Genomic DNA, 20,159 nt, shown 5'->3' on the forward strand with positions numbered 1-20,159 from the left:
GTCTAGCTTCCCGGTAGCCGTCGTGATGTATCTTCCACAAAATCCGGGTCGACCTTCTTTGCGAAGGCGGCCCGCCATGGGTCGGCAAGTACGGCCAGGTTGGCAAGTGCGGACGCCGTGCTGCTCTCCAACTTTGGGTTGAACCGGGCAAAGATCACGTCTTTCAGGTTCCAATCCGGACAGGGCCGGTCGATCAAGGTCATACTGTCGCCTGCCTTGAAAACGCCGGTTTCCAGAACCCGGTAGTACCAGCCCGTTTTGCCAGTTTTCTGAAAATGCGCCGCAAGGGCAGGGTTCTGGGTGTGCATGTTAAGCTTCCAGCATGGCTGCCGGCCCTGGCAGATTTGAAGACGGGCGGTGCCGGCGGCAAAAACATCGCCTATGCAAAGGTCTTCTTCGGTAAAGCCGGACGACGAGATGTTTTCGCCAAATGTCCCGGGTTCGTATGCGAACAGGGAAGTGCCAAAACGCTCCGCCCAATTGGCGTAGTGTTCCGAAGGATAGTGGTGCAGCGCTTTCTCAGGACCGCCATGGACGGCAAGATCCGCCTGCTGGTCTTCCGCGATCCCGGTTTCTGTAAGCTGGACAGCTCCCTTTATCAGAGATTTGCGGATCGAAGAGGGTGCTTTCCCTCCCCATCTGTCCTCAGGTTTTCCGGCATATACGCCCAAGATCTGTGCGGTTCTCATCTTTGAAAATCATCCTGTGGTGGGAGTGTGCTCATGGCAAATCTGTTCGGTTTCTTGCAGCTTCAACGGAACGTCCAGAAGGTGGCAGTACCCACCGGATTCCGTTGATTGATGGTGCCGGCATTCTTTGCAAAGACCGAAGGACTTCGCACCGCGTTGTTCCAGAAGCTTCATAACCAGCGCCGTCAGCCCGTCCTTTAGCGCTGCAGCGTTCGGAGCCTCAAGTGCCGAAATCGCGGACGACATTGCAGATTGCGCGGCCAGCAACGCGCGCCCGTCAGTTGTCACGTCATAACGAATGCTGCGCTTGTCTTCTTCAAGTCGCGATTCGGCAATTAGCTCTTTCCGGGCCAGCGCTTTCAAGGTTTGAGATGCTGTGCCTCTGGTGGTTGCCAGGTAGTCGGCCACATGAGACGGCGCCCGTGAAAACCTGTTTGCCCGGGCGAGATAGGACAGTGCAGCGAATTGTGACGGGTTGAGCGGTCCGTTCCATTCTTCGGCCGCGTTTAGTCTGCCGAGGCGGTCAATCAGATCTGAGATGAAACGGGGGTGTTCGCGGTCGTTGGTCATGCCTTTTTATAGCGAGTCGAAATTAAACTTGCAATAGTATCGAGTCGCTATTAATTAGGAGGTGTCTTTTTGAAAAGGAGAACACCCATGTTGAAGACACTAGCTGGAAGCCTTGTCCTTGCTGCCTTGCCGATTGCCGCCTTGGCAGGCGGGTCACACAGCGATCATGCCATTCATCAAAAGGGCGCAGTGCTGTCGCCCGAGAATGCCGAAATAGACCAGAACTACGATATTCTGGCCGCGCACGTGCACCGGTCAGGCCGCGCCGTGACCTTTCACATGACACTCAAGGGAATAGCCGGGGCCACGACGCCTGAACCGGTCGGTCAACTCGCCGGCGCTCCGGTTGAAGCCTATGTTTGGCCGACGTCATTGAAGCCGGACGCTGTCGGTTTTGAAAGCGAAGACGGGATCCTGGCGCTGGTTGCGACGTCTCACCCGGATTTTGACGATACGCCCTTGTTTGATGAAGATGGGGACGCGGATCTCACAAATGACGGCGCCAAATGGCATTCGCATTGGGTCGTTTTGACACCCAATGAAGCCTGCGGGTCGGGGGCTCTGTCAGTGAAGGATATCCCGGATGGGGCCTCGCCCAAAATGCCGGCGACTTGGCCGGGACTGCCGATTTACATCGACAGTCCGGGTTTCTCTCCGGTGCTCAAAAGCAAAGAGATCACGATCAATGTCAGTTTTGATGATCCAGCAGTAGCTGATGGTATGTCCTACGACGGCGTGACGTCGGCACTGCGCGTCAATCAGAACATCCACGCCCCGCTGCTGTGCGTCGTCGACGTATTCGATGTGGCTTCTGGAGACCTCAGTCTGCCCGGTAAACTCAACTGATCGGATATGGTTTCATTCAAACAAAAAAGCGCCGGCAAAACCGGCGCTTTCAAACAGTCTATGGGACCAATCAGTTAAACAAGCTGGAAACCGATTTTTCCAAGGCTGTCCGGTTGATTGCTTCGCCCATCAGCGGAGCAATCGAGATCGCGCGAATGTTCGGCGCGGCAGTGATTGCAGCCGTCGGCTCGATGGAGTTGGTGATCACCAGTTCCTTCAGCTTGGAGGAGGTCACACGGGCAACAGCACCGCCGGACAAAACACCGTGGGTGATATAGGCGGTAACAGATTTGGCACCCTTGGCGAGGAGCGCATCTGCTGCATTGCAGAGCGTGCCACCACTGTCGACGATGTCATCAACCAGGATGCAGTCACAGCCATTCACATCACCAATGATGTTCATGACTTCCGATTCTCCAGGTTTGTCGCGGCGTTTGTCGACGATGGACAGCGGAGCTTCAATGCGCTTTGCAAGGGCACGGGCACGAACCACACCGCCGACATCCGGCGAGACGACCATGACATTGTCGGTCGCATAGCGTTCCTTGATGTCGCGGGTCATGACAGGTGCGGCGAAGAGGTTGTCCGTCGGAATATCGAAGAAACCCTGGATTTGGCCGGCGTGCAGATCCAGTGTCAGGACGCGGTCAGCACCGGCTTCCGTGATCAAGTTGGCAACAAGCTTGGCCGAGACGGGTGTCCGGCCGGAGGCGCGGCGGTCCTGGCGGGCATATCCGAAGTAAGGGATAACGGCAGTGATTCTGCGGGCAGATGACCGGCGCAGCGCATCGATTATGATGAGCAGCTCCATAAGGTGGTCATTGGCCGGGTAGCTGGTCGGCTGGACGACAAAGACGTCCTCACCGCGCACATTCTCCTGGATTTCGACGAAGATTTCCTGGTCGGCGAAGCGCCGGACCTGACATTTGGCCAATGGAACATCCAAATATTGGGAGATTTCCTCGGCCAGGGCTCGGTTGGAATTGCCCGCGACGATCTTCATAAGCCGCAAGTCCTTCTGGTGCGGAGCCGGGTTTGTAGGGCCAAGATCGGCCAAGCAAACACGCGGTTGGGGCGTTAAGTCGTTCAAGGTGCCGATTGCCCAAAGCCTTCTAGGGGGAAAACCTTCGGCAGGCGGCGGCGTTGTAACAACCAACCGGACAGACGACAACCGCGCTGAGGGTGTCAGATGCGGTTTTTTTAGTTTTTATGACGCCGGTTTTGATTTATCCGGTTAAAGTTGACCTTATCGGTTGAGCCAGGCAGAAATTTCAACCACAGACCGTTCTGCGATGCGGGTCAGAACCGTGGACGTTGCTCCGGTCCAGGGGTCGCCAGTAGAGCCTCCGGTTTCCTCTGCACCCGAAATGCGTTTCAGGCGACGTCCTGATCGGTCAACGATGTCGAAAACATAAAACACCGTACCTTTGCCAGGTTGGCCCGTCGCTGAGAGATATCCGTTCACCCGGTAGGTCGCGTCAGCACCGACGCGCCGCACGAGCGTGAGGCCGCGCAGGGCAGCCTGTTGACCAATTTCATTGGACAGCTCATCGGCAATGTTGCCGGGAGCACCCGTGAAGGGCTCAAAGGCAAAGGTCGTGCCCTGTTGTTCATCAATCGGTTGGATGAAGCTTGGTGCGACCGGTGTCGTGTTGATCGCCGCTGGCGGAGGATTTGCGCCCTGACAGGCAGCAAGGCCCCCTATCAGCAGGAGTCCTCCAACGACTTTGAGGATCCGTAAAATAGGGAATTCGGTTTTATGGGGCATTTAGACGGCTGGCCTGAATTCTCTCAAATGGCGTTTGGGCCAGATCCCGGCAATTGCCGAACCCCACCCCGATTTGGTTTCTGGTTTAGCCCGACTTGTCCGGTAGGTCGAGAGGCTTGGTGCAGAACCGGTGCAGCTAACCACCGTTACGGTCCTATTAACTGCGAAATAGGCAGGTTACTCCAGTATTTTCGATCCAGAACGGCCCGCTTCTAGCCGGAGTTGTCCTTACGCACCGATCATGATGGCACTGATTTGGCGCCCGTAATCCGGTTCCTTGCGATGCGTTGTTCGCCGATAAGAAAAAAAACGGTTCTCGTCCACATAGGTACAGACATCGATTGAAGCGACCTTTGCAAGGCCGAGGTCCTTCAGGCGGTTCGTAATGAAGACAGGCAGATCGAACATGTAATGTTCCGCGCGCGACGAAGGTATGAAATATCTCTCATTCGCCTGCGACATATCTGCAAACCGTTCGAAGAACTCCTGTCCGACCTCATAGGAGTTCTGTGAGATCGTCGGTCCGAGTACAGCGCGGATGTTGTGTTTGTTCGCGCCGAGCTTTTCCATGGCCTCAACGGTGTTTTCCATGACACCTGAGATCGCCCCCTTCCATCCGGAATGCGCTGCACCAATAACCTTGGCTTCCGGATCGGCAAAGAGAATCGGTCCGCAGTCCGCGGTCGCTACCCCGAGAGCCACATTCGGGGTTTTTGTTACCAGCGCATCAGCTTTGCGATCTGCGCCTTCTGCCCAAGGGCCTTCGACCGTGATCACATCCGGAGAATGGATCTGGTAAGGCGAGACAAGGTACTCCGGCGCGATGCCTAATGTCTCTGCAATCCGCTTCCGATTTTCAAGGACCAGAGGCCGTTCGTCATCAGAGCCCAGCCCGATGTTCAAGCTCTCGTAAAAGCCTCTGGATACACCGCCGTTGCGCGTGAAAAAACCGTGCGTGACCCCATCGCAATTGAGCTCGTTTGCCTCGATTTTCATTCGGTCTCCATCGTGTATCACCGCAAGGTCTTGCGGGCGCCTCTAACTTGCCGGTTCGAAAGGAGCAAAGACATGTCCCTTGGGCGCTATCGCTAGAACTTTGAAAAGGTCGCCCATCTGGTCCGGAGCGGCAAGCCGTTCGACCGCATCCCGGATTGCATCCTGTTCTGCTGGTGATTTTCCGGCGCCAAGAGCGCCAGCGCGTTCCAAAAGCCCTGACTGAAGCAAAAATGTGCCTTGAGAGAGGAGTGGAAGCGGTACTGCACCCGCCCTCCTTGCCGCAGTTGCGAGTGCCTCGAAATTCACATGTGCGGTGAGATCTGCCTCGCCGGGATGTGCTAGAACATCATTATAAGCATGCCGGTAGAGGGCTTGCAGGGTATCGCCTGGCGCCGTTTGGGCGTAGCCGTAATCAATGAAAAGCGCAAAACCGCCATGCTCCACAATACGCGTGGCAATTTCTTCAGCGACTGCATTGGCCGCGGGCTGCGTCTCCAGAATGCTCCCCTCCGGAGCTTTCATTGCGGCAGGGGGAATAGCGTCAGTTGGCAGCTGTGCAGGGCCCACGCCAAATTCCAGTCTACCTGACGCATCAAGTCCGACCATGCGTTCGTTCCAACCATTCACTGTCTTGACGAACTGGTGGATCGGGAGCGCGTCAAAAAACTCGTTTGCAATCACGATTAACGGGCCATCCGGCACATCCTGAAATGTGTTCCGGAAGTTAGGCGGAAGCTGAGTGTTCCGAAGTGTCTGCGTTTGAACCTGCCGCAACCTCGGGCTTATCTCAACGAGATTAAGTGTGGCTGCCTCCAAGAACTCCGGTCGATGAAACGCCACACGTAGAAAGTCGGCCATGAGCGTTCCGCGGCCTGGGCCGAGCTCCACCAACTGGAAATTGCTCGGAGCGCCCAGCGTTTCATAAGCTTTGAGGCAGACTGCGCCGATGAGTTCGCCAAACATCTGGCTGACTTCCGGCGCCGTAATGAAGTCGCCTTTCCGTCCGAACGGCTCCCGGGTGGTATAGTACCCATACTCCGGATCGCCGAGGCAGCGGGCCATATAGGTGGCGACAGTAATAGGACCTTCGGCTGCGATCTGTTGGCGCAGCTTCTCTTTGAGTTCGGTCACTGATCAGCTGCCCGCGGAGTTCGTTTCACAGACCAGACCATCAACGCGATCCCGGCAAGGATCATCGGAAGTGACAAGAGCATTCCCATCGTCAGGAACCCGCTCAAATATCCAATATGGGCATCAGGGACCCGATACAGCTCGACGATCGAGCGTCCAACGCCGTAGCCGCAAGCGAAAGCGCCGGCAAGAAAGCCTGGCCGCTGTAGCAGTTTGAAGCGATGGCTCAAGAGACGGAGCACCAGAAACAGAATCACGCCTTCCAGAGCGGCTTCATAAAGCTGGCTCGGGTGGCGCGGTTCAGGTCCGGCGTTTGGAAAGACAACGGCCCATGGGACATCTGTCGGACGTCCCCATAGCTCGCTGTTGATGAAATTCGCCATCCGGCCGAAGAAAATGCCGATGGGCGCAGCACAGCCGGCAAGGTCAAACAGGGTCCACAACGAGAGCCCGCGTTTCCAGGCAAACAGCATCATGGCAATAACCGTCCCGGCAAAGCCGCCGTGAAACGACATGCCACCTGACCAGATAGCCAGAATTTCCCCCGGGTTCGCGAGGTAATATGCGGGATTGTAGAAAAGGACATATCCAAGACGTCCGCCCAGAATAATGCCCAGTGTCCCCCACAGGACAAAGTCGTCCAAGTCGACCGGGGTGGGACGGTTTCGTGGTCCCCAGAGAGTATCGTTGAGCACAAGGGCTCTCATGTACCGCCACGCCAAAACAATGCCGACGATGTAGGCCAACGCATACCAGCGCAGGGCAAACGGACCTATTTCGACGATAACTGGATCAATCGCTGGAAACGGAATGGCGAGAAGCGGTGGCAAGCTGGGACCCTCGGTTTCGGAGTAAATGCCGATGTGGGCAACGCATGCGCGATCTCGCATCGGCCGTCAAGCCACCGTGCATCACGTCTTCGGGGTGCAAACTGATATATCGTTCGTATTGGCAGATGTTCACTGATCTAAGCGCTTGAAGTTCACCTTAAACCCTCATACCTGTCGGGTAGACATTTAATACTTGAAAGGAGCAGGGCATGACCCAAGGCCCAAATCGCCTGCTGGATGATTTCGCAAAGCTGATGACCGATGCTGCCGGTGTTGCCCAAGGCGCGCGCCGCGAGGTTGAGACAGCATTTCGCGCCCAGGCGGAGCGCTTTCTTTCCGACATGGATCTTGTTTCGCGTGAAGAGCATGAGGCCGTGAAAGAGATGGCAGTCCGCGCTCTTGATCGCCTTGATGAAGTGGAAGAACGACTCGCTGCACTCGAAGGAACCGGTGAAAAGGCCCCCGATAAGAGTTAAGCGGTCGTTATACGACTGTTCTCGGCCGATTTCTGTTAATCAATGATGTCAGTGATGTAACAGTCAAACCCGGCGGAATTGCAGTGTTTTTGGGCAGGAAGGCTAAACTTTCTGCTCACTCGTCCACAAGTTTCGGCTTTCTGCTCGAAATTGGTAGGTAGGCCTTAAGTCCTTCCTGCACCTATACTCAAAGCTAACAGGGATTCGTCGGAGCAAGGCGGAACCGGTCTAACGATTGGGCCAGATAAGGACGCGCGTTGCTCCTCGGCTTGGGACTTACCCCGGCGGCCCACCCGGTTATCCTAATCGGGTATTCGGCCCCGGCTGGAAGGGGAGAGTGCATATGAGCCTCATCGAGATCGACTTCGAGCGACCTGAGAATCCCGTGGATACCATCGAAACTGTTGCAGCCTTGAACGACTGGACGTTCGAGCGCTCAGATGACGATGAGATCACAATTTCGATTGCTGGAAATTGGTGTGATTACCACGTCTCCTTTTCCTGGATGGAAGATGTTGAGGCGCTCCATCTGGCGTGCGCCTTCGACTTGAAGGTGACGGAGCTCAGAAAGACCGAGGTTGTCCGGCTCTTGGCGCTCGTCAATGAACAACTCTGGGCGGGCCACTTCGATCTCTGGAGCAAGGAAGGCGTGGTCATGTTCCGCCAATCCCTTCTGCTCGCAGGCGGGGCGGAGCCGACTTCGGCGCAAATCGAGGCCATGCTGGCCAATGCGCTTGAGAACTGCGAGCGGTTCTATCAAGCCTTCCAGTTTGTGGTCTGGGCTGGCCACTCCGCGTCGGAGGCCCTCAGTACAGCCCTTTTTGAAACTGCAGGAGAAGCATGACGTTTTCCAAAGAGCGCCCCTTTGTTCTTGTCGGCGCTGGCAAGATGGGTGGAGCGATGTTGTCTGGATGGATGGCGGAGGGAATTGATCCGGCATCCATCCTCATTGTTGACCCCTTTTTATCGCCGGAAATCGGTGCGCTTTTGAAAAAACATGGCATAGGTCATGCCGCACAGATGCCGGATGATGTGGTCTCCGGAATCATCCTGGTGGCCGTTAAACCCCAGATGATGGATGATGTGCTGCCGGGTTTGGTGTCCGCCTGCGACGCAAGCACGCTTATTCTCTCCGTCGCCGCCGGAACGCCTGTGCGCAAGTTTCAGAAGTTTTTCGGAGACATCCCAACGGCACGGTGCATGCCGAACACGCCTGCCATGGTGAAACGCGGCATTACCGCAGTTTACCCAACCGAAAAGGTTACCGACGAGCAAAAGAACACGATCTCCCAGCTGCTTTCTGCCGTTGGCAAGGTCGTTTGGCTGGACAGCGAGGACCAGATTGACCTCGTAACCGGCGTTAGCGGTTCGGGGCCAGCCTATGTTTTTTACATGACAGAAACGCTGAAAGAAGCTGGAACAGCTGCAGGCTTGCCGGAAGAACTTGCGGAGCAGCTGGCCATTGCCACGGTCTGCGGAGCCGGTGAATTGATGCACCAGTCTGGCGAGGACCCGGCGATTTTGCGTAAGAACGTTACCAGCCCGAACGGAACGACCGCTGCCGCTTTGGATGTTCTGATGTCTGAACGTGGAATCCAGCCCATCATGACCGAGGCAGTCGCCGCGGCTGTGAAACGGGCAAAGGAACTGGCGGGCTAAAACCGGAATGGGTGCGGCGAGATACCCCTTTTCGCCGCATCGCTGGTCTCCTATCTTCGAAGAATGAAACAGGAGACCAGAGCATGGCAACTGCGAAAACAAAGCAGAAGATCCTCACCGTTTTTCTGGAGTTGCTTGAAAAGCATCCCTACGAGGAAGTCTCGCTTCAGCTGATTGCCGAGACCGCCAAAGTCAAATTGTCGGACCTGCGGCGCGCGTACACGTCCAAACTCGCTCTGGTCGAAGCATTTGCGGAGAGCATTGACGCAGCGGTTTTGGACGAGCGCGACGAGGGTATGGATGATCAACCTGCGCGGGACCGTCTGTTCGATATCCTGATGACCCGCATCGATGCTCTGGCAGATCATAAGGAGGCCGTCCGGGCTCTCAAAACCGCAGCCGATGAAGACCCGGGCCTGGCACTTGAATTCAATCGCATTGCCATACGCTCGCAGAAATGGATGCTTGTGGCCGCGGGGATAGATCTGTCTGGAGCGAAAGGCACAGTGGTTGCCCAAGGGCTTGTAATGGCGTTTGCAAAGGTCGTAGCCACCTGGTTGGACGAACCGGATGAAGGCATGCCGCGGACCATGTCGCGCCTCGATAAAGAACTCGACAATGGCGTGTCCTTCATGAAGCGTCTGAACCGGTTGGAAGGAATGGCAAAGGGTTTGCGCAAATTCATCAAGTCCGCGTCCAGGCGCGGCCAGAGCCGCAACAGGGCCCGGGACGAAGATGATTTTGCTGCCGACACCGAAACGCCGATGCCGTCTGAGCAGGGTGCTTGATCTCCGGGGTTTACTCCTGCTGGTTTAGCGATCATGGTCGCTCAAAAATGGAGTGAACCGTGAGTGACCAAATAAGTTTTGATGATTTTTTGAAAGTTGACGTCCGAGTGGGTCGCGTTGTTGAGGCCGAGGAGTTTCCCGAAGCGCGGAAACCTGCCTATAAACTCAGAATCGATTTCGGACCCGACATCGGGATCAAGAAAACCTCTGCCCAGATCACGAAAAACTACACAACGGATACGCTTGTTGGCCGCTTGGTCATGGCGGTGGTCAACTTCCCACCGCGCCAGATTGGACCTGTCAGGTCTGAGGTCCTGACGCTCGGTGTCCCAGACGCGGATGGGGGAGTTGTCCTGATGACCCCCGACAAGGACGTGCCGATCGGCGGGCGGCTATATTAGGTCCTCAGGCCCTAAAAAATCTCATTGTTACTTAAGCCGGGATTCTGAGGCGGGCTCGAAGTCCGCCAATCGGGCTATCTTCCAGGTAGAGATCGCCGCCGTGTGACCGAGTGATGTCGCGCGCGATAGCAAGGCCAAGGCCGCTTCCGGTCTTGTCCTGGTTGCGTGCCAGATCAAGCCGGTGAAAAGCGCGAAACGCCATATCGCGCTGATCTTCGGGAATGCCGGGTCCGTCATCATCGACGGTGATGATCAACCAGTCATGCTCAATAGTTCCATTGAGCTCCACGCTCTGCCCGTATTTGCAGCCGTTGGTCACAAGGTTTGAGAGGCACCGTTTCATTGAGTTCCGGCGAAGCAAAACTTCAGAGGGGCCATCGAAACTGGCTTTGACGTCGTTGCCGGAAATCTCGCTTTCTTCTTCAAGCTCTTCGAAAAGAAGGGCTACATCGGTTTCTTGCGGTTCCTCATCGCCATCGCCTTTGGCAAACGCCAGATAGTCCTCCAGCATGTTGCTCATTTCATCCACGTCCTTGCGCATGGCTTCGCTTTCCGGCGTGTCGCCAAGAAACGCAAGCTGCAACCGCATACGGGTCAGGATGGTACGCAGGTCATGGCTCACACCGGCCAGCATAGTTGTCCGCTGGTCGATCTGCCGTTCGATCCGCCGGCGCATGTCCGCAAAGGCGACCCCTGCGCGCCGGACTTCCAGAGCTCCGCTTGCCTTGTAATCGCCGACCGGGCGGCCCTTACCGAAAGCCTCGGCCGCGTTTGCAAGACGGATGATCGGGCGCATTTGATTGCGCAAAAACAAGAGCGCAATGATGATCAGAACAAGGGCCGTTGAAAACATCCACACAAGGAAAATGTGGGAGTTTGATGCAAAGGTCTGGCTGCGGCGCGTAAAGACCCGCAAGACTTCGTTTTGCAGCTGAATACGGATTTCGACAAACCGCGACCGGCCGACGGTATCGATCCAAAATGGCCGGCCGATCCGTTGGCTGATCGCCTTACTGAGCTCCTGATCAATGACATCGAAAAACGGTTTTGGAGCCGGAGGCGGAAGGGGCTCCAGCGGCAGGATCGACATGGACATGCCAAGCGCCCGGGCGCCGAGTTCTTCGATCTTGGTATGCTCAGGATCTTGCGGGTAGTTCTCCAGAACATAGACCACGGCAGCGATCTCACGAACCACGGCTTCGGACATGCGTCGCGACACAAGTTGGTAGTGCCGCTCCATAAAGACGAAGGCGATCACCGATTGCAGTATGACAACCGGGATCACGATGATTAGAAAGGTTCGGGTGTAAAGGCCTTTCGGCATGACCCGGTAAAGAAACCGGGAGACGCGGCGATAGCCGCGATGAACAGCCTTGACGGGCAGAAAAGCTGCATACCGCTGAAGAAAGCTTTCAATACTCGCCATTCAACAGGCCCTAGTCACACGCAAGCCGGTAGCCGATGCCCCGAACTGTTTGCAGGTAGACCGGGTTGCCTGGATCGTCTTCGATTTTTCGGCGTAACCTGTTGATCTGGACGTCGACCGTGCGTTCACCAAGGCCACTGTCATCGCCGACAATCTTGTGCCGCGGAACGGTGGCGCCGGGTTGTTCTGCGAATATCGACAGGATCTGTTTCTCGCGGTCGGTCAGGCGGATCGAGCTGTCGCCGTTTTTGAGTTCCCCCCGGGACGTGTTGTAGCAAAACGGCCCGAAGCGGATTTCGGTCACCGTCGTCGGCGGCTGGTATTGGCCTCGGCGCAGAATGGCACCGATGCGGAGCAACAATTCTTTCGGTTCAAACGGCTTGCCGAGGTAATCGTCGACACCGGCCTCCAGGCCGGCGATCCTGTCGGGAGCATCAGTTCTTGCCGTCAGCATCAGGATTGGAACCTGTGACGTTTCCCGGAGTGAAGTTGCCAGTTCCGTTCCGGTCTCACCCGGCATCATGACGTCGAGAATGATCAGATCAAACTCCAACCCGGACAGGCAAATCCGGGCTTCGGCCGCATTCGCAGCGGCAGACACGCGATATCCATTGTCTTTCAACAGCCGTCCAAGAAGATCCCGGATCCGGCTGTCGTCATCGACCAGTAGGAGATGAGGAGCGTTGTCATCAGGAGCGGTCACAGTCATCGGCGCTTTTGTCCTTCCCAACGATGAACCCGGCGGAGGCCAGATCAGTCTTTCAATTCATATGAACTGCGGATCAGCCCGAGAATGTCGTTCCTGGCTTCAGGATCAATGACTTGCAACAAGAATTGCCGGACAATCACATCGGCTCCATCTGGCAGTCCAATTAGGGCGCGTTCAAGGCGTTTTTGCTGCAGGCGGGCAAGGTCGTCCGCAAGCACCTGGCCACGTTCAGTCGTGTACAAGAGGCGCTGGCGGCGGTCGTGTGGCCCCTCACGCTGCTCGATGATGTCTGCGTCGACCAGTTGTTTCAGTACCCGTCCGAGGCTTTGTTTGGTGATCCTCAAAATGCCCAGCAGGTCGGTCACCATGATCCCCGGATTGCGTTCCACAAAATGTAGAACGCGGTGATGGGCACGGCCGAAATCATACTCTGCCAGAACATCATCCGGATCGCCGGTAAAATCGCGATAGGCAAAAAACAAAAGTTCGATCAGATCGTAGGGAACTGCATTTGCGGTTCCGTCATTGTCTCCTGCCGGTTCGGATTGGCTCACAAGCTTGGATTTGGTGGGCAGGGACGCTTTGAAATTTATGTCAGTCATATTGACTTATTTAGGACCGATTGTTACTTGTTGACCACGGTGTGCGAAATGATTGGTCGTTTTGTTGCTTTTTTGAGCATTTAACGACAAACGAATCCAATCAGGAACGGCGCGCTTCTCAAGATACCGATAGTTGGCGTGCTGTGCAAAAGATACAGCCATTCAATGGGCCGTTGTACGCCTGAGCCGATTGAAAACGCGACTGAAAAATGAAAACACGCTCAGGAGAGCGGGCGGGAGTTTAAGACATGGCTGCACAGCCCTTTGATCAGCTGACGGGTGATATCTGGTATGATGGCGCGTTTGTGCCCTGGTCCGATGCCAAGCTGCATGTGTTGAGCCACGGGTTGCACTACGGAAGCAGCGTGTTCGAAGGTGAACGCGCCTATGGCGGACGTATCTTCAAGTCCGAAGAGCATACCGAGCGTCTGCTGGCATCTGCCCGTGAGCTTGGGTTTGAAATTCCCTGGACGGCGCAGCAGATCAATTCTGCCAAGGAAGAAACCCTTGCACGTATGAACCTCGCGGATGCCTATATTCGCCCCGTCGCTTGGCGCGGCAGTGAAATGATGGGCATTTCCGCTCAGAAGAACACCATTCACCTTGCGATCGCCGCATGGGAATGGCCGAGCTATTTTGCGCCCGAAGAGCGTTTGAAAGGTATTCGGCTTGATATGGCGGATTATCGCCGTCCGGATCCGAGAACGGCTCCGTTCAAGGCCAAGGCTGCCGGTCTTTACATGATCTGCACGATTTCCAAACATGCCGCCGAAGCGAAGGGCTACACGGATGCTCTCATGCTCGACTGGCGCGGCCAGGTTGCCGAGGCAACTGGTGCAAACGTGTTTTTCGTAAAAGATGGCGAGATCCATACGCCGACGCCAGATTGCTTCCTGAACGGGATTACCCGCCAGACGGTGATCGGTCTTGCCAGGGACCGCGGCATTGAGGTGGTTGAACGGGTGATCATGCCGGAAGAGCTTTCAAGCTTCGAGCAGTGTTTTGTCACCGGGACAGCTGCCGAGGTGACGCCGGTGTCTGAAATCGCCGGAAACAGCTATGTCGTTGGTGACATCATCAAGACGCTGATGGAGGACTATGACGCGGCCGTCCGTCCGCAAGTTGGCGAGATGAAAACTGCAGCGACCGGCTGATTGCTCCCAAAGAGATCGAGTTCGGCGAGTTCAGCCGCGGAATGTGCAACAAAGAAAACCCGGCGCGCCTGCGCCGGGTTTTCTTTTGGGTTGGCCTGAATTCCAGGTTTAGAACTTGTAGGCAATACCGGCCCGAACCTGGTGGTCATTGAACTCGGTGCTGACACCGGTTCCACCGAGGTTGAAGTCCTGATCGCCGAAATCCTGGTAGCTGTAGTCGAAGCGGGCAACGACATTTTGCGTGATCGCGGCTTCAGCACCAGCGCCCAACGTCCAGCCGAGAGCAGTTTTGCTGTCGGAGACGCCATTGGCTGTTGCTTCCAGGTCGGCAATTGCCAAACCACCCGCACCATAGATCATGTAGCGGTCAAACGCGTAGCCAAGACGGCCACGGAAGTTTGCGTTCCAGTCAGAGCTGGATTTGAGGGACAGACCGTTAACGGTTCCGCTCTTTTCCAGATCAGTCAGGCTGAAATCGGATTCCAGACCGACGACAACGTTCGGAGTGACTTGAAAATTGTATCCGGCATAAGCGCCGCCACCGACACCATTGTTGCTAAAGCTGCTGCTTGCGCCGCCGGTGCTGTTGTCGAAGTTACCGAAAGCCCAGCCAAGCTGAGTACCAACGTAAAATCCGGTCCAGTCGATACTTTGCTGCCCTGCCGGGACGGCATCATATGCCGGCGCCGGTGCAGGTGACTGCGGCAGGTCGGCAGCCAGTGCTCCTGCAGCGCTAGCGGTGAGGGCAAAACCTGCAAGTGCAAGACGGTTCATTGAAAATACTCCAGATCCACACTAACTCATTCAATTCAAGACGGGCGTCATGCCGCGTCCACACCTTCCCCCTGATTGGAGATATGGCGATTGTTTGTGGCGGATCGGGTCAGACATTGTGGAGTTTTGATGACTATTGGTGGCGAATTTCTGTCAGTGTGAACCGAAGATTAAGGCCGTTGCGATTTGCAGTGACTGGACAAGAAAGATCCTTGTTCCACGCTTTCCCCGCACCAATCTATTGCGTATAACGCGCCCAGTCGGAAGAACGGCGATCCCAAATCTGCCGTATTTCAACCCTCAGACCCGAACCGGAACTCAGAATGCTGTTTGACTATTTAAGCCTGGCAGGTGGATTGGTTGCACTCATCATTGCCGGCGATGTCTTGGTCAGAGGCTCTGTCGGGGTCGCGCAGAGGCTTGGCATTCCCAACCTCGTCATTGGTCTGACGATTGTTGCTTTCGGTACATCAGCTCCGGAACTGGTCATCTCGCTGAAGGCAGCGCTCGACAATGCCAGCGGGATTGCAATCGGTAATGTGGTTGGGTCCAACATCGCTAATGTCCTTCTGGTTTTGGGCTTGCCGGCGCTGATTGCCGTAACACCGTGCGGTGAACAGGGGGCCACCCGGACTGCTATCTTCATGGTCGCGGTGACGCTTGTTTTCATTGCGCTTTGTTTTTTTACTCCGATCGGATTGTGGGACGGCGTTCTTCTTTTGGCATTGTTGGCCGTGTTTCTTGGTGGCTCTACGATTGCAGCCAGGCGCCATCGGAAAGATCTAAAAGCTGCGGCTGCCGGCGCGGACGTTACCGCAGAGGCCATGGAAACTGGTGATGAACTGGAGGACGTCGATGACGTCCCTGATTCCATCTGGGTCGCGCTCATCTACATTGGCCTGGGTCTTGTCGGTTTGCCGCTTGGTGCGCATTTTACAATCAGCGGAGCAACCACCATCGCATCGGCTTGGGGCGTGAGCGATGCGGTGATCGGTCTGACTGTGATTGCGCTTGGAACCTCCCTTCCTGAATTGGCAACAACTGTTATGGCCGCGATCCGGCAGCATGGGGCGGTGGCGATCGGCAATGTCATCGGGTCGAATATCTTCAACCTTCTCGCAATTATCGGGATCACGGCCGTCGTTGTTCAATCGATGTCCCGCAAGAAGGTACTAAAGCTCGACATCTGGGTGATGCTCGCCTGTGCGGTGCTGCTGACGGCGCTGGCGGGGTTCAAGGTCTGTCTTGGCCGGATTTCAGGATTCGTCATGACAGCCGCATATGGCCTTTACATCGCCAGCGTTTACATGCTGGGCTATGCCGGCTGAGTCAGGCGAACCACGCCTTTCAGATGACTTCAGACCAATACTCTCCGATCCTCACAAAAGGACCAGCATGGGCGACGTGTCCGAAACCGATACTTCAACAGAAAACTCGAAAGGCGCTGAGGATGCGCTGGTTCTGAAGGGTGTTGAAGTCATCGCCCGCGAGGTCAAGCGTCTGCCCAACGGGCCAGGTGTTTACCGCATGCTCGATGAAAACGGAGAGGTTCTCTACGTCGGCAAGGCGCGAAGCCTGAAGAAACGGGTGACCAGTTACACCCGCCTCCAGGGGCAATCGAACCGGATCATGCGCATGATCCTTGTGACGACCGCGATGGAATTTGTCGTCACCAACACCGAACCGGAAGCCCTGCTGCTTGAAGCCAACCTGATCAAAAGGTTCAGGCCGCGCTTCAATGTGCTTTTGCGGGACGACAAGTCATTCCCCTACATTCTAGTCACCGGTGATCATGAATCTGCGGCCATCGTCAAACACCGGGGGGCTCGCAAGCGCAAGGGCGACTATTTCGGCCCGTTCGCGTCGGCTGGGGCCGTCGACCGGACGATCAATGCCCTGCAAAAGGCCTTTTTGATCCGGACCTGTTCGGACAGCTATTATGAAAACCGGACACGGCCTTGCCTCCAATACCAGATCAAGCGCTGCGCCGGACCGTGTACGGGGGAAATCGCGCCGGAAGACTATGCGGGCCTCGTCTCAGAAGCCAAAGCGTTCTTGTCCGGGCGCAGCCAACTGATCAAGGAACAGTTGGCTTCCCAAATGGAAACCGCTTCTGCTGATTTGGAATTCGAGCGGGCGGCGATCTACCGGGATCGTTTGGCAGCACTTTCCCATGTTCAGGCGCATCAGGGCATCAATCCTCAGACGGTGGACGAAGCAGATGTCTTTGCAATCCATCAGGAGGGCGGGCAGTCTTGTGTTCAGGTGTTCTTTTTCCGTACAGGACAGAACTGGGGCAACCGGGCCTATTTTCCGAAGGCCGACAAGTCCTGGGACGAGGCTGACATTCTGGAAAGCTTCCTGGCCCAGTTCTACGACGACAAGCCAGCGCCCAAACAGATCCTGTTGTCCCATCCGCTTGGTGAGCAAGAGCTTTTGGGAGAAGCCTTGAGTGAGCGTATGAGTCGCAAGGTCGAGGTGACGGTTCCCAAGCGCGGCGAGAAGAAAGAACTCGTCCTGCACGCCATGACGAACGCGCGCGAAGCTTTGGGGCGGCGGCTTGCGGAAACCTCAAGTCAGGCAAGGTTGCTCAAAGGTGTGGCGGAAGCTTTCGACCTGGCAACCCCTCCGCGCCGTATCGAAGTGTACGACAACTCGCACATCATGGGGACCAATGCTGTTGGCGGCATGATCGTTGCGGGCCCTGAAGGATTTGCAAAAGCGCACTACCGGAAGTTCAACATAAAATCGGAAGATCTGGTTCCCGGCGACGACTACGGCATGATGCGGGAAGTCCTGACGCGCCGGTTTTCACGGCTTATGAAAGAGCATGCCCGGCCAGAGGGCAGTAAAACGTCCAAACCCACAGATACACCGGAAGCGGAAGAGGCCGATGCACCGGTCAACACGGATGTGCCAGCTTGGCCGGATCTGGTCTTGATAGATGGCGGGCAGGGACAGCTCACGGCTGCGCGGGAGACACTTGAAGAGCTTGGCCTGACCGATGTGCCGCTTGTCGGTATTGCAAAAGGGCCGGACCGGGACGCGGGCCGGGAGAAGTTTTTCATCACTGGCAAACCGTCGTTTATGCTGCCGGAGCGGGATCCTGTCCTTTATTTCGTTCAGCGCCTTCGGGATGAAGCGCACCGGTTTGCAATCGGTTCCCACAGGGCCCGCCGTAAAAAGGACATCGCTAAGAACCCGCTAGACGAGATTGCCGGTGTTGGACCCACCCGAAAGAAGGCGTTGCTCTCTCATTTCGGGACCGCAAAAGCGGTCTCCAAAGCCGGGGTCGATGATCTTGCTGCCGTGCCAGGGATCTCCGAAGCCATCGCCCGTCTGGTCTACGACCACTTTCATGAGTAATTTATCCGCCAAATGGCATATAAGTCCCGGCAGAGTGGTTCGGCAAAACGGTTGAACTGGCTGGTGCTTTGACGGTGAAGTCTGTAAATGGCAAAGGCACGCTTCGTTCTTGAGAAGGCATAACCGTATTGCGCGTCCAGCAGAACCAACACAGCTCAAAAAGCCGGATCACTGATGTTTGAGAGGGTGGTGAAATTTGGCCGCCCGCTCCTCGTTCTGGCGGCTTGGTGCTGCGGTCTGGGCGCGGTGTTCGCCGCGTCTCTTGGTTTGTCGTCATTTTTTGCGCCGGACTACTGGTTGTCCGACAACATGAGCTTTTTCCTCTGGCAGTTTTTATATGGAGGGATTGGCGGTACGCTCTGTGCGTTTGCCGGCTTTTGGTTTGTCCGGAGTTTCCGCGGGGTTTACCGGTTGCTGGTCGTGATTGCGGCCGTTGCCACCACAGCCTTGGCAGTCCTGACCGGTTTGCGGACTGTTGAAAATACGGTGCCGTTGCTCACTTCTTCCGGAGATACTCGGGAAATCAAGATTGTCTCAATCAACCTGGAAGCTCTGTTTCTCGGAGATCTGGTGCTGACCGGTTACCTAAAGGAAGCCGATCCCGACATCATCGTGTTTCAGGAAACGCTCTGGAACCTTCAAAAGTGGCGGTGGCATCAGCGTGGTTTGCCGATCGGCGGACCAAATACCAGTGTTTATCCGGAGCATCTGCTGGTTGGCGACCTTGGAGAGCTGGTGATCTTTTCCCGCTTTCCAATTGAAGACACTTCTTCACTGGTCATCCCGGGTGTGACGCCACCAGGCGCAAGCGTCCATTACAACGCAGATCGCGAAATCCTATCATTCTCGATAAACATTGAAGGCCAGACCGTGGACCTGGTTTCTGTCCATTCTGACAGTCCGCGCACAGCTCGTCGCTGGCAAAACAAGCGCGCTTATTTTGATAAGATGGACGCGGTGATTGCCGAACGGCTTGAAAGTGATGCCACACCGCTGATCGCCATTGGTGATTGGAACAGTGCTCCGTGGTCGGCGAGGTTCCAAAGGTCACTGGAAGCCAATGACCTTGCCACGGCCTATCCAGACGGTATCCCACAGGTGACGCGATACTTCTTTGACTATCGCTTGCGCTGGATCCTGGGCTCCCCGGTCGATCAGGTCGCTGTCTCAAAGGATATTGGCATCGTCGATGTGTCCCTAGGGCCGCACATCGGGTCAGATCACCGGCCGCTTCTGGTTACGCTTCAACTCCCTGAGCAGGCTAAAAACTAATCTCCGCACAACAGGGCGGGGATAGCCTGCGCGGCGGGTCAGAAAACAATTGAGCTCAGGCATCGGATTGGAAAGACTGCGGCAACCTTTTGACCGATTCCTGAAGAAAGCCCGATGGCCAAACTCTATTTCAACTACTCGTCCATGAACGCGGGCAAATCCACGTCTTTGCTGCAAGCTGCTTACAACTATGAAGAACGTGGCATGAACACGCTGTTGCTGATCGCGGCTTTGGATGACCGGGCAGGCAAGGGACGGATCGCATCCAGAATCGGGCTGGCCGCCGCTGCGGATATTTTTTCCTCCGCCGATGACGTTTACGCGCATGTGGATGCTGTTCGAAAAGAGCGCGAGATCCACGCGGTATTGGTCGATGAGGCCCAGTTCCTGACCGAGGAACAGGTTTGGCAACTGGCACGCGTTGCAGATGGCCTTCGCATACCGGTGATGTGTTTCGGCTTGCGGACTGATTTTCAGGGCAAACTATTTCCGGGAAGTGCTGCTTTGCTGGCGATCTCCGACAATCTTAAGGAGATCAAGACGATCTGCTGGTGCGGCCGCAAGGCGACGATGGTTGCCCGGTTGGACGGGGACGGCAATATCGTCGATGAAGGGGATCAGGTTGTCATAGGCGGAAATGATAAATACATCTCCCTTTGCCGCCGCCACTGGTCGGGCCGTGATCTTGGAAACAAGCAATAA

The 20,159-nt window shown here is 55.9% G+C and carries 22 protein-coding genes; 11 read left to right on the forward strand and 11 right to left on the reverse strand.

Annotated elements, in window-relative coordinates:
- Positions 1-2: 2 nt before the first annotated feature.
- On the reverse strand, positions 3-689 hold the full coding sequence (locus SADFL11_RS23720) for an MOSC domain-containing protein (RefSeq protein WP_008195357.1): 687 nt from the start codon (positions 687-689) through the stop codon (positions 3-5).
- A gap of 9 nt (positions 690-698) precedes the next feature.
- Positions 699-1,259 (reverse strand): MarR family transcriptional regulator, encoded by a 561-nt coding sequence (locus tag SADFL11_RS23725; protein ID WP_008194471.1) that lies wholly within the window; start codon positions 1,257-1,259, stop codon positions 699-701.
- A gap of 87 nt (positions 1,260-1,346) precedes the next feature.
- On the opposite strand from SADFL11_RS23725, the gene SADFL11_RS23730 reads away from it, so the two are divergent.
- A complete protein-coding gene (locus tag SADFL11_RS23730) occupies positions 1,347-2,105 on the forward strand; it encodes a hypothetical protein (RefSeq protein WP_008188881.1) in 759 nt (252 codons plus the stop codon).
- Between the two features lie 70 nt (positions 2,106-2,175).
- Here the strand turns inward: SADFL11_RS23730 and SADFL11_RS23735 are convergent, their stop codons facing one another.
- The 5 genes from SADFL11_RS23735 to lgt form a co-directional block, all read right to left on the reverse strand.
- Positions 2,176-3,108 (reverse strand): ribose-phosphate pyrophosphokinase, encoded by a 933-nt coding sequence (locus tag SADFL11_RS23735; protein WP_040450899.1) that lies wholly within the window; start codon positions 3,106-3,108, stop codon positions 2,176-2,178.
- 243 nt (positions 3,109-3,351) lie between these two features.
- Positions 3,352-3,873, reverse strand: coding sequence for a hypothetical protein (locus tag SADFL11_RS23740; protein ID WP_008196910.1), 522 nt, complete (start codon positions 3,871-3,873; stop codon positions 3,352-3,354).
- Between the two features lie 228 nt (positions 3,874-4,101).
- On the reverse strand, positions 4,102-4,869 hold the full coding sequence (pgeF, locus tag SADFL11_RS23745) for a peptidoglycan editing factor PgeF (protein WP_008192078.1): 768 nt from the start codon (positions 4,867-4,869) through the stop codon (positions 4,102-4,104).
- 42 nt (positions 4,870-4,911) lie between these two features.
- The gene (locus tag SADFL11_RS23750) at positions 4,912-6,000 is read right to left on the reverse strand and encodes a class I SAM-dependent methyltransferase (RefSeq protein ID WP_008196887.1); all 1,089 of its coding nucleotides are present in this window, start codon (positions 5,998-6,000) and stop codon (positions 4,912-4,914) included.
- A complete protein-coding gene (gene lgt / locus SADFL11_RS23755) occupies positions 5,997-6,890 on the reverse strand; it encodes a prolipoprotein diacylglyceryl transferase (RefSeq protein WP_008195434.1) in 894 nt (297 codons plus the stop codon). Before lgt ends, SADFL11_RS23750 begins: the two co-directional genes overlap by 4 nt.
- 149 nt (positions 6,891-7,039) lie before the next feature.
- On the opposite strand from lgt, the gene SADFL11_RS23760 reads away from it, so the two are divergent.
- The 5 genes from SADFL11_RS23760 (at position 7,040) to SADFL11_RS23780 (ending at position 10,154) form a co-directional block, all read left to right on the forward strand.
- Positions 7,040-7,306: an accessory factor UbiK family protein gene (locus SADFL11_RS23760; RefSeq protein ID WP_008191654.1), complete on the forward strand. Its 267-nt coding sequence runs from the start codon at positions 7,040-7,042 to the stop codon at positions 7,304-7,306.
- A gap of 343 nt (positions 7,307-7,649) precedes the next feature.
- On the forward strand, positions 7,650-8,150 hold the full coding sequence (locus SADFL11_RS23765) for a type III secretion system chaperone family protein (RefSeq protein WP_008190119.1): 501 nt from the start codon (positions 7,650-7,652) through the stop codon (positions 8,148-8,150).
- Complete coding sequence (proC, locus tag SADFL11_RS23770) at positions 8,147-8,965, forward strand: pyrroline-5-carboxylate reductase (RefSeq protein ID WP_008193075.1); 819 nt, start codon at positions 8,147-8,149, stop codon at positions 8,963-8,965. Before SADFL11_RS23765 ends, proC begins: the two co-directional genes overlap by 4 nt.
- Before the next feature lie 83 nt (positions 8,966-9,048).
- Positions 9,049-9,753: a TetR/AcrR family transcriptional regulator gene (locus SADFL11_RS23775; protein WP_008196129.1), complete on the forward strand. Its 705-nt coding sequence runs from the start codon at positions 9,049-9,051 to the stop codon at positions 9,751-9,753.
- A gap of 59 nt (positions 9,754-9,812) precedes the next feature.
- Complete coding sequence (locus tag SADFL11_RS23780) at positions 9,813-10,154, forward strand: tRNA-binding protein (protein WP_040450898.1); 342 nt, start codon at positions 9,813-9,815, stop codon at positions 10,152-10,154.
- Between the two features lie 31 nt (positions 10,155-10,185).
- On the opposite strand, the gene SADFL11_RS23785 is transcribed toward SADFL11_RS23780, so the two are convergent.
- From SADFL11_RS23785 to SADFL11_RS23795, 3 genes are read right to left on the reverse strand one after another with little or no spacing between them, the layout of a single operon-like run.
- The gene (locus tag SADFL11_RS23785) at positions 10,186-11,580 is read right to left on the reverse strand and encodes an ATP-binding protein (protein WP_008193445.1); all 1,395 of its coding nucleotides are present in this window, start codon (positions 11,578-11,580) and stop codon (positions 10,186-10,188) included.
- 10 nt (positions 11,581-11,590) lie between these two features.
- On the reverse strand, positions 11,591-12,289 hold the full coding sequence (locus tag SADFL11_RS23790; RefSeq protein WP_040450897.1) for a response regulator: 699 nt from the start codon (positions 12,287-12,289) through the stop codon (positions 11,591-11,593).
- Between the two features lie 44 nt (positions 12,290-12,333).
- Positions 12,334-12,891: a MarR family winged helix-turn-helix transcriptional regulator gene (locus SADFL11_RS23795; RefSeq protein WP_008188619.1), complete on the reverse strand. Its 558-nt coding sequence runs from the start codon at positions 12,889-12,891 to the stop codon at positions 12,334-12,336.
- A 248-nt stretch (positions 12,892-13,139) separates the two neighbouring features.
- On the opposite strand from SADFL11_RS23795, the gene SADFL11_RS23800 reads away from it, so the two are divergent.
- The gene (locus SADFL11_RS23800) at positions 13,140-14,045 is read left to right on the forward strand and encodes a branched-chain amino acid aminotransferase (protein ID WP_008190089.1); all 906 of its coding nucleotides are present in this window, start codon (positions 13,140-13,142) and stop codon (positions 14,043-14,045) included.
- Between the two features lie 108 nt (positions 14,046-14,153).
- Here the strand turns inward: SADFL11_RS23800 and SADFL11_RS23805 are convergent, their stop codons facing one another.
- A complete protein-coding gene (locus SADFL11_RS23805) occupies positions 14,154-14,819 on the reverse strand; it encodes an outer membrane protein (protein ID WP_008196153.1) in 666 nt (221 codons plus the stop codon).
- A 323-nt stretch (positions 14,820-15,142) separates the two neighbouring features.
- On the opposite strand from SADFL11_RS23805, the gene SADFL11_RS23810 reads away from it, so the two are divergent.
- The 4 genes from SADFL11_RS23810 to SADFL11_RS23825 all read left to right on the forward strand — a co-directional run bounded on the left by SADFL11_RS23810 (position 15,143) and on the right by SADFL11_RS23825 (position 20,159).
- Complete coding sequence (locus SADFL11_RS23810) at positions 15,143-16,147, forward strand: calcium/sodium antiporter (RefSeq protein WP_134853123.1); 1,005 nt, start codon at positions 15,143-15,145, stop codon at positions 16,145-16,147.
- Positions 16,101-18,185, forward strand: a complete 2,085-nt coding sequence (gene uvrC / locus SADFL11_RS23815) for an excinuclease ABC subunit UvrC (RefSeq protein WP_407690685.1) — start codon at positions 16,101-16,103, stop codon at positions 18,183-18,185. The genes SADFL11_RS23810 and uvrC overlap by 47 nt, the downstream gene beginning before the upstream one ends.
- 189 nt (positions 18,186-18,374) lie before the next feature.
- Entirely contained in the window at positions 18,375-19,457 is a 1,083-nt protein-coding gene (locus tag SADFL11_RS23820; RefSeq protein ID WP_209002695.1) for an endonuclease/exonuclease/phosphatase family protein, read from the forward strand.
- Between the two features lie 114 nt (positions 19,458-19,571).
- Complete coding sequence (locus tag SADFL11_RS23825) at positions 19,572-20,159, forward strand: thymidine kinase (RefSeq protein WP_008194119.1); 588 nt, start codon at positions 19,572-19,574, stop codon at positions 20,157-20,159.

Source organism: Roseibium alexandrii DFL-11, assembly GCF_000158095.2.
Lineage (GTDB): Bacteria > Pseudomonadota > Alphaproteobacteria > Rhizobiales > Stappiaceae > Roseibium > Roseibium alexandrii.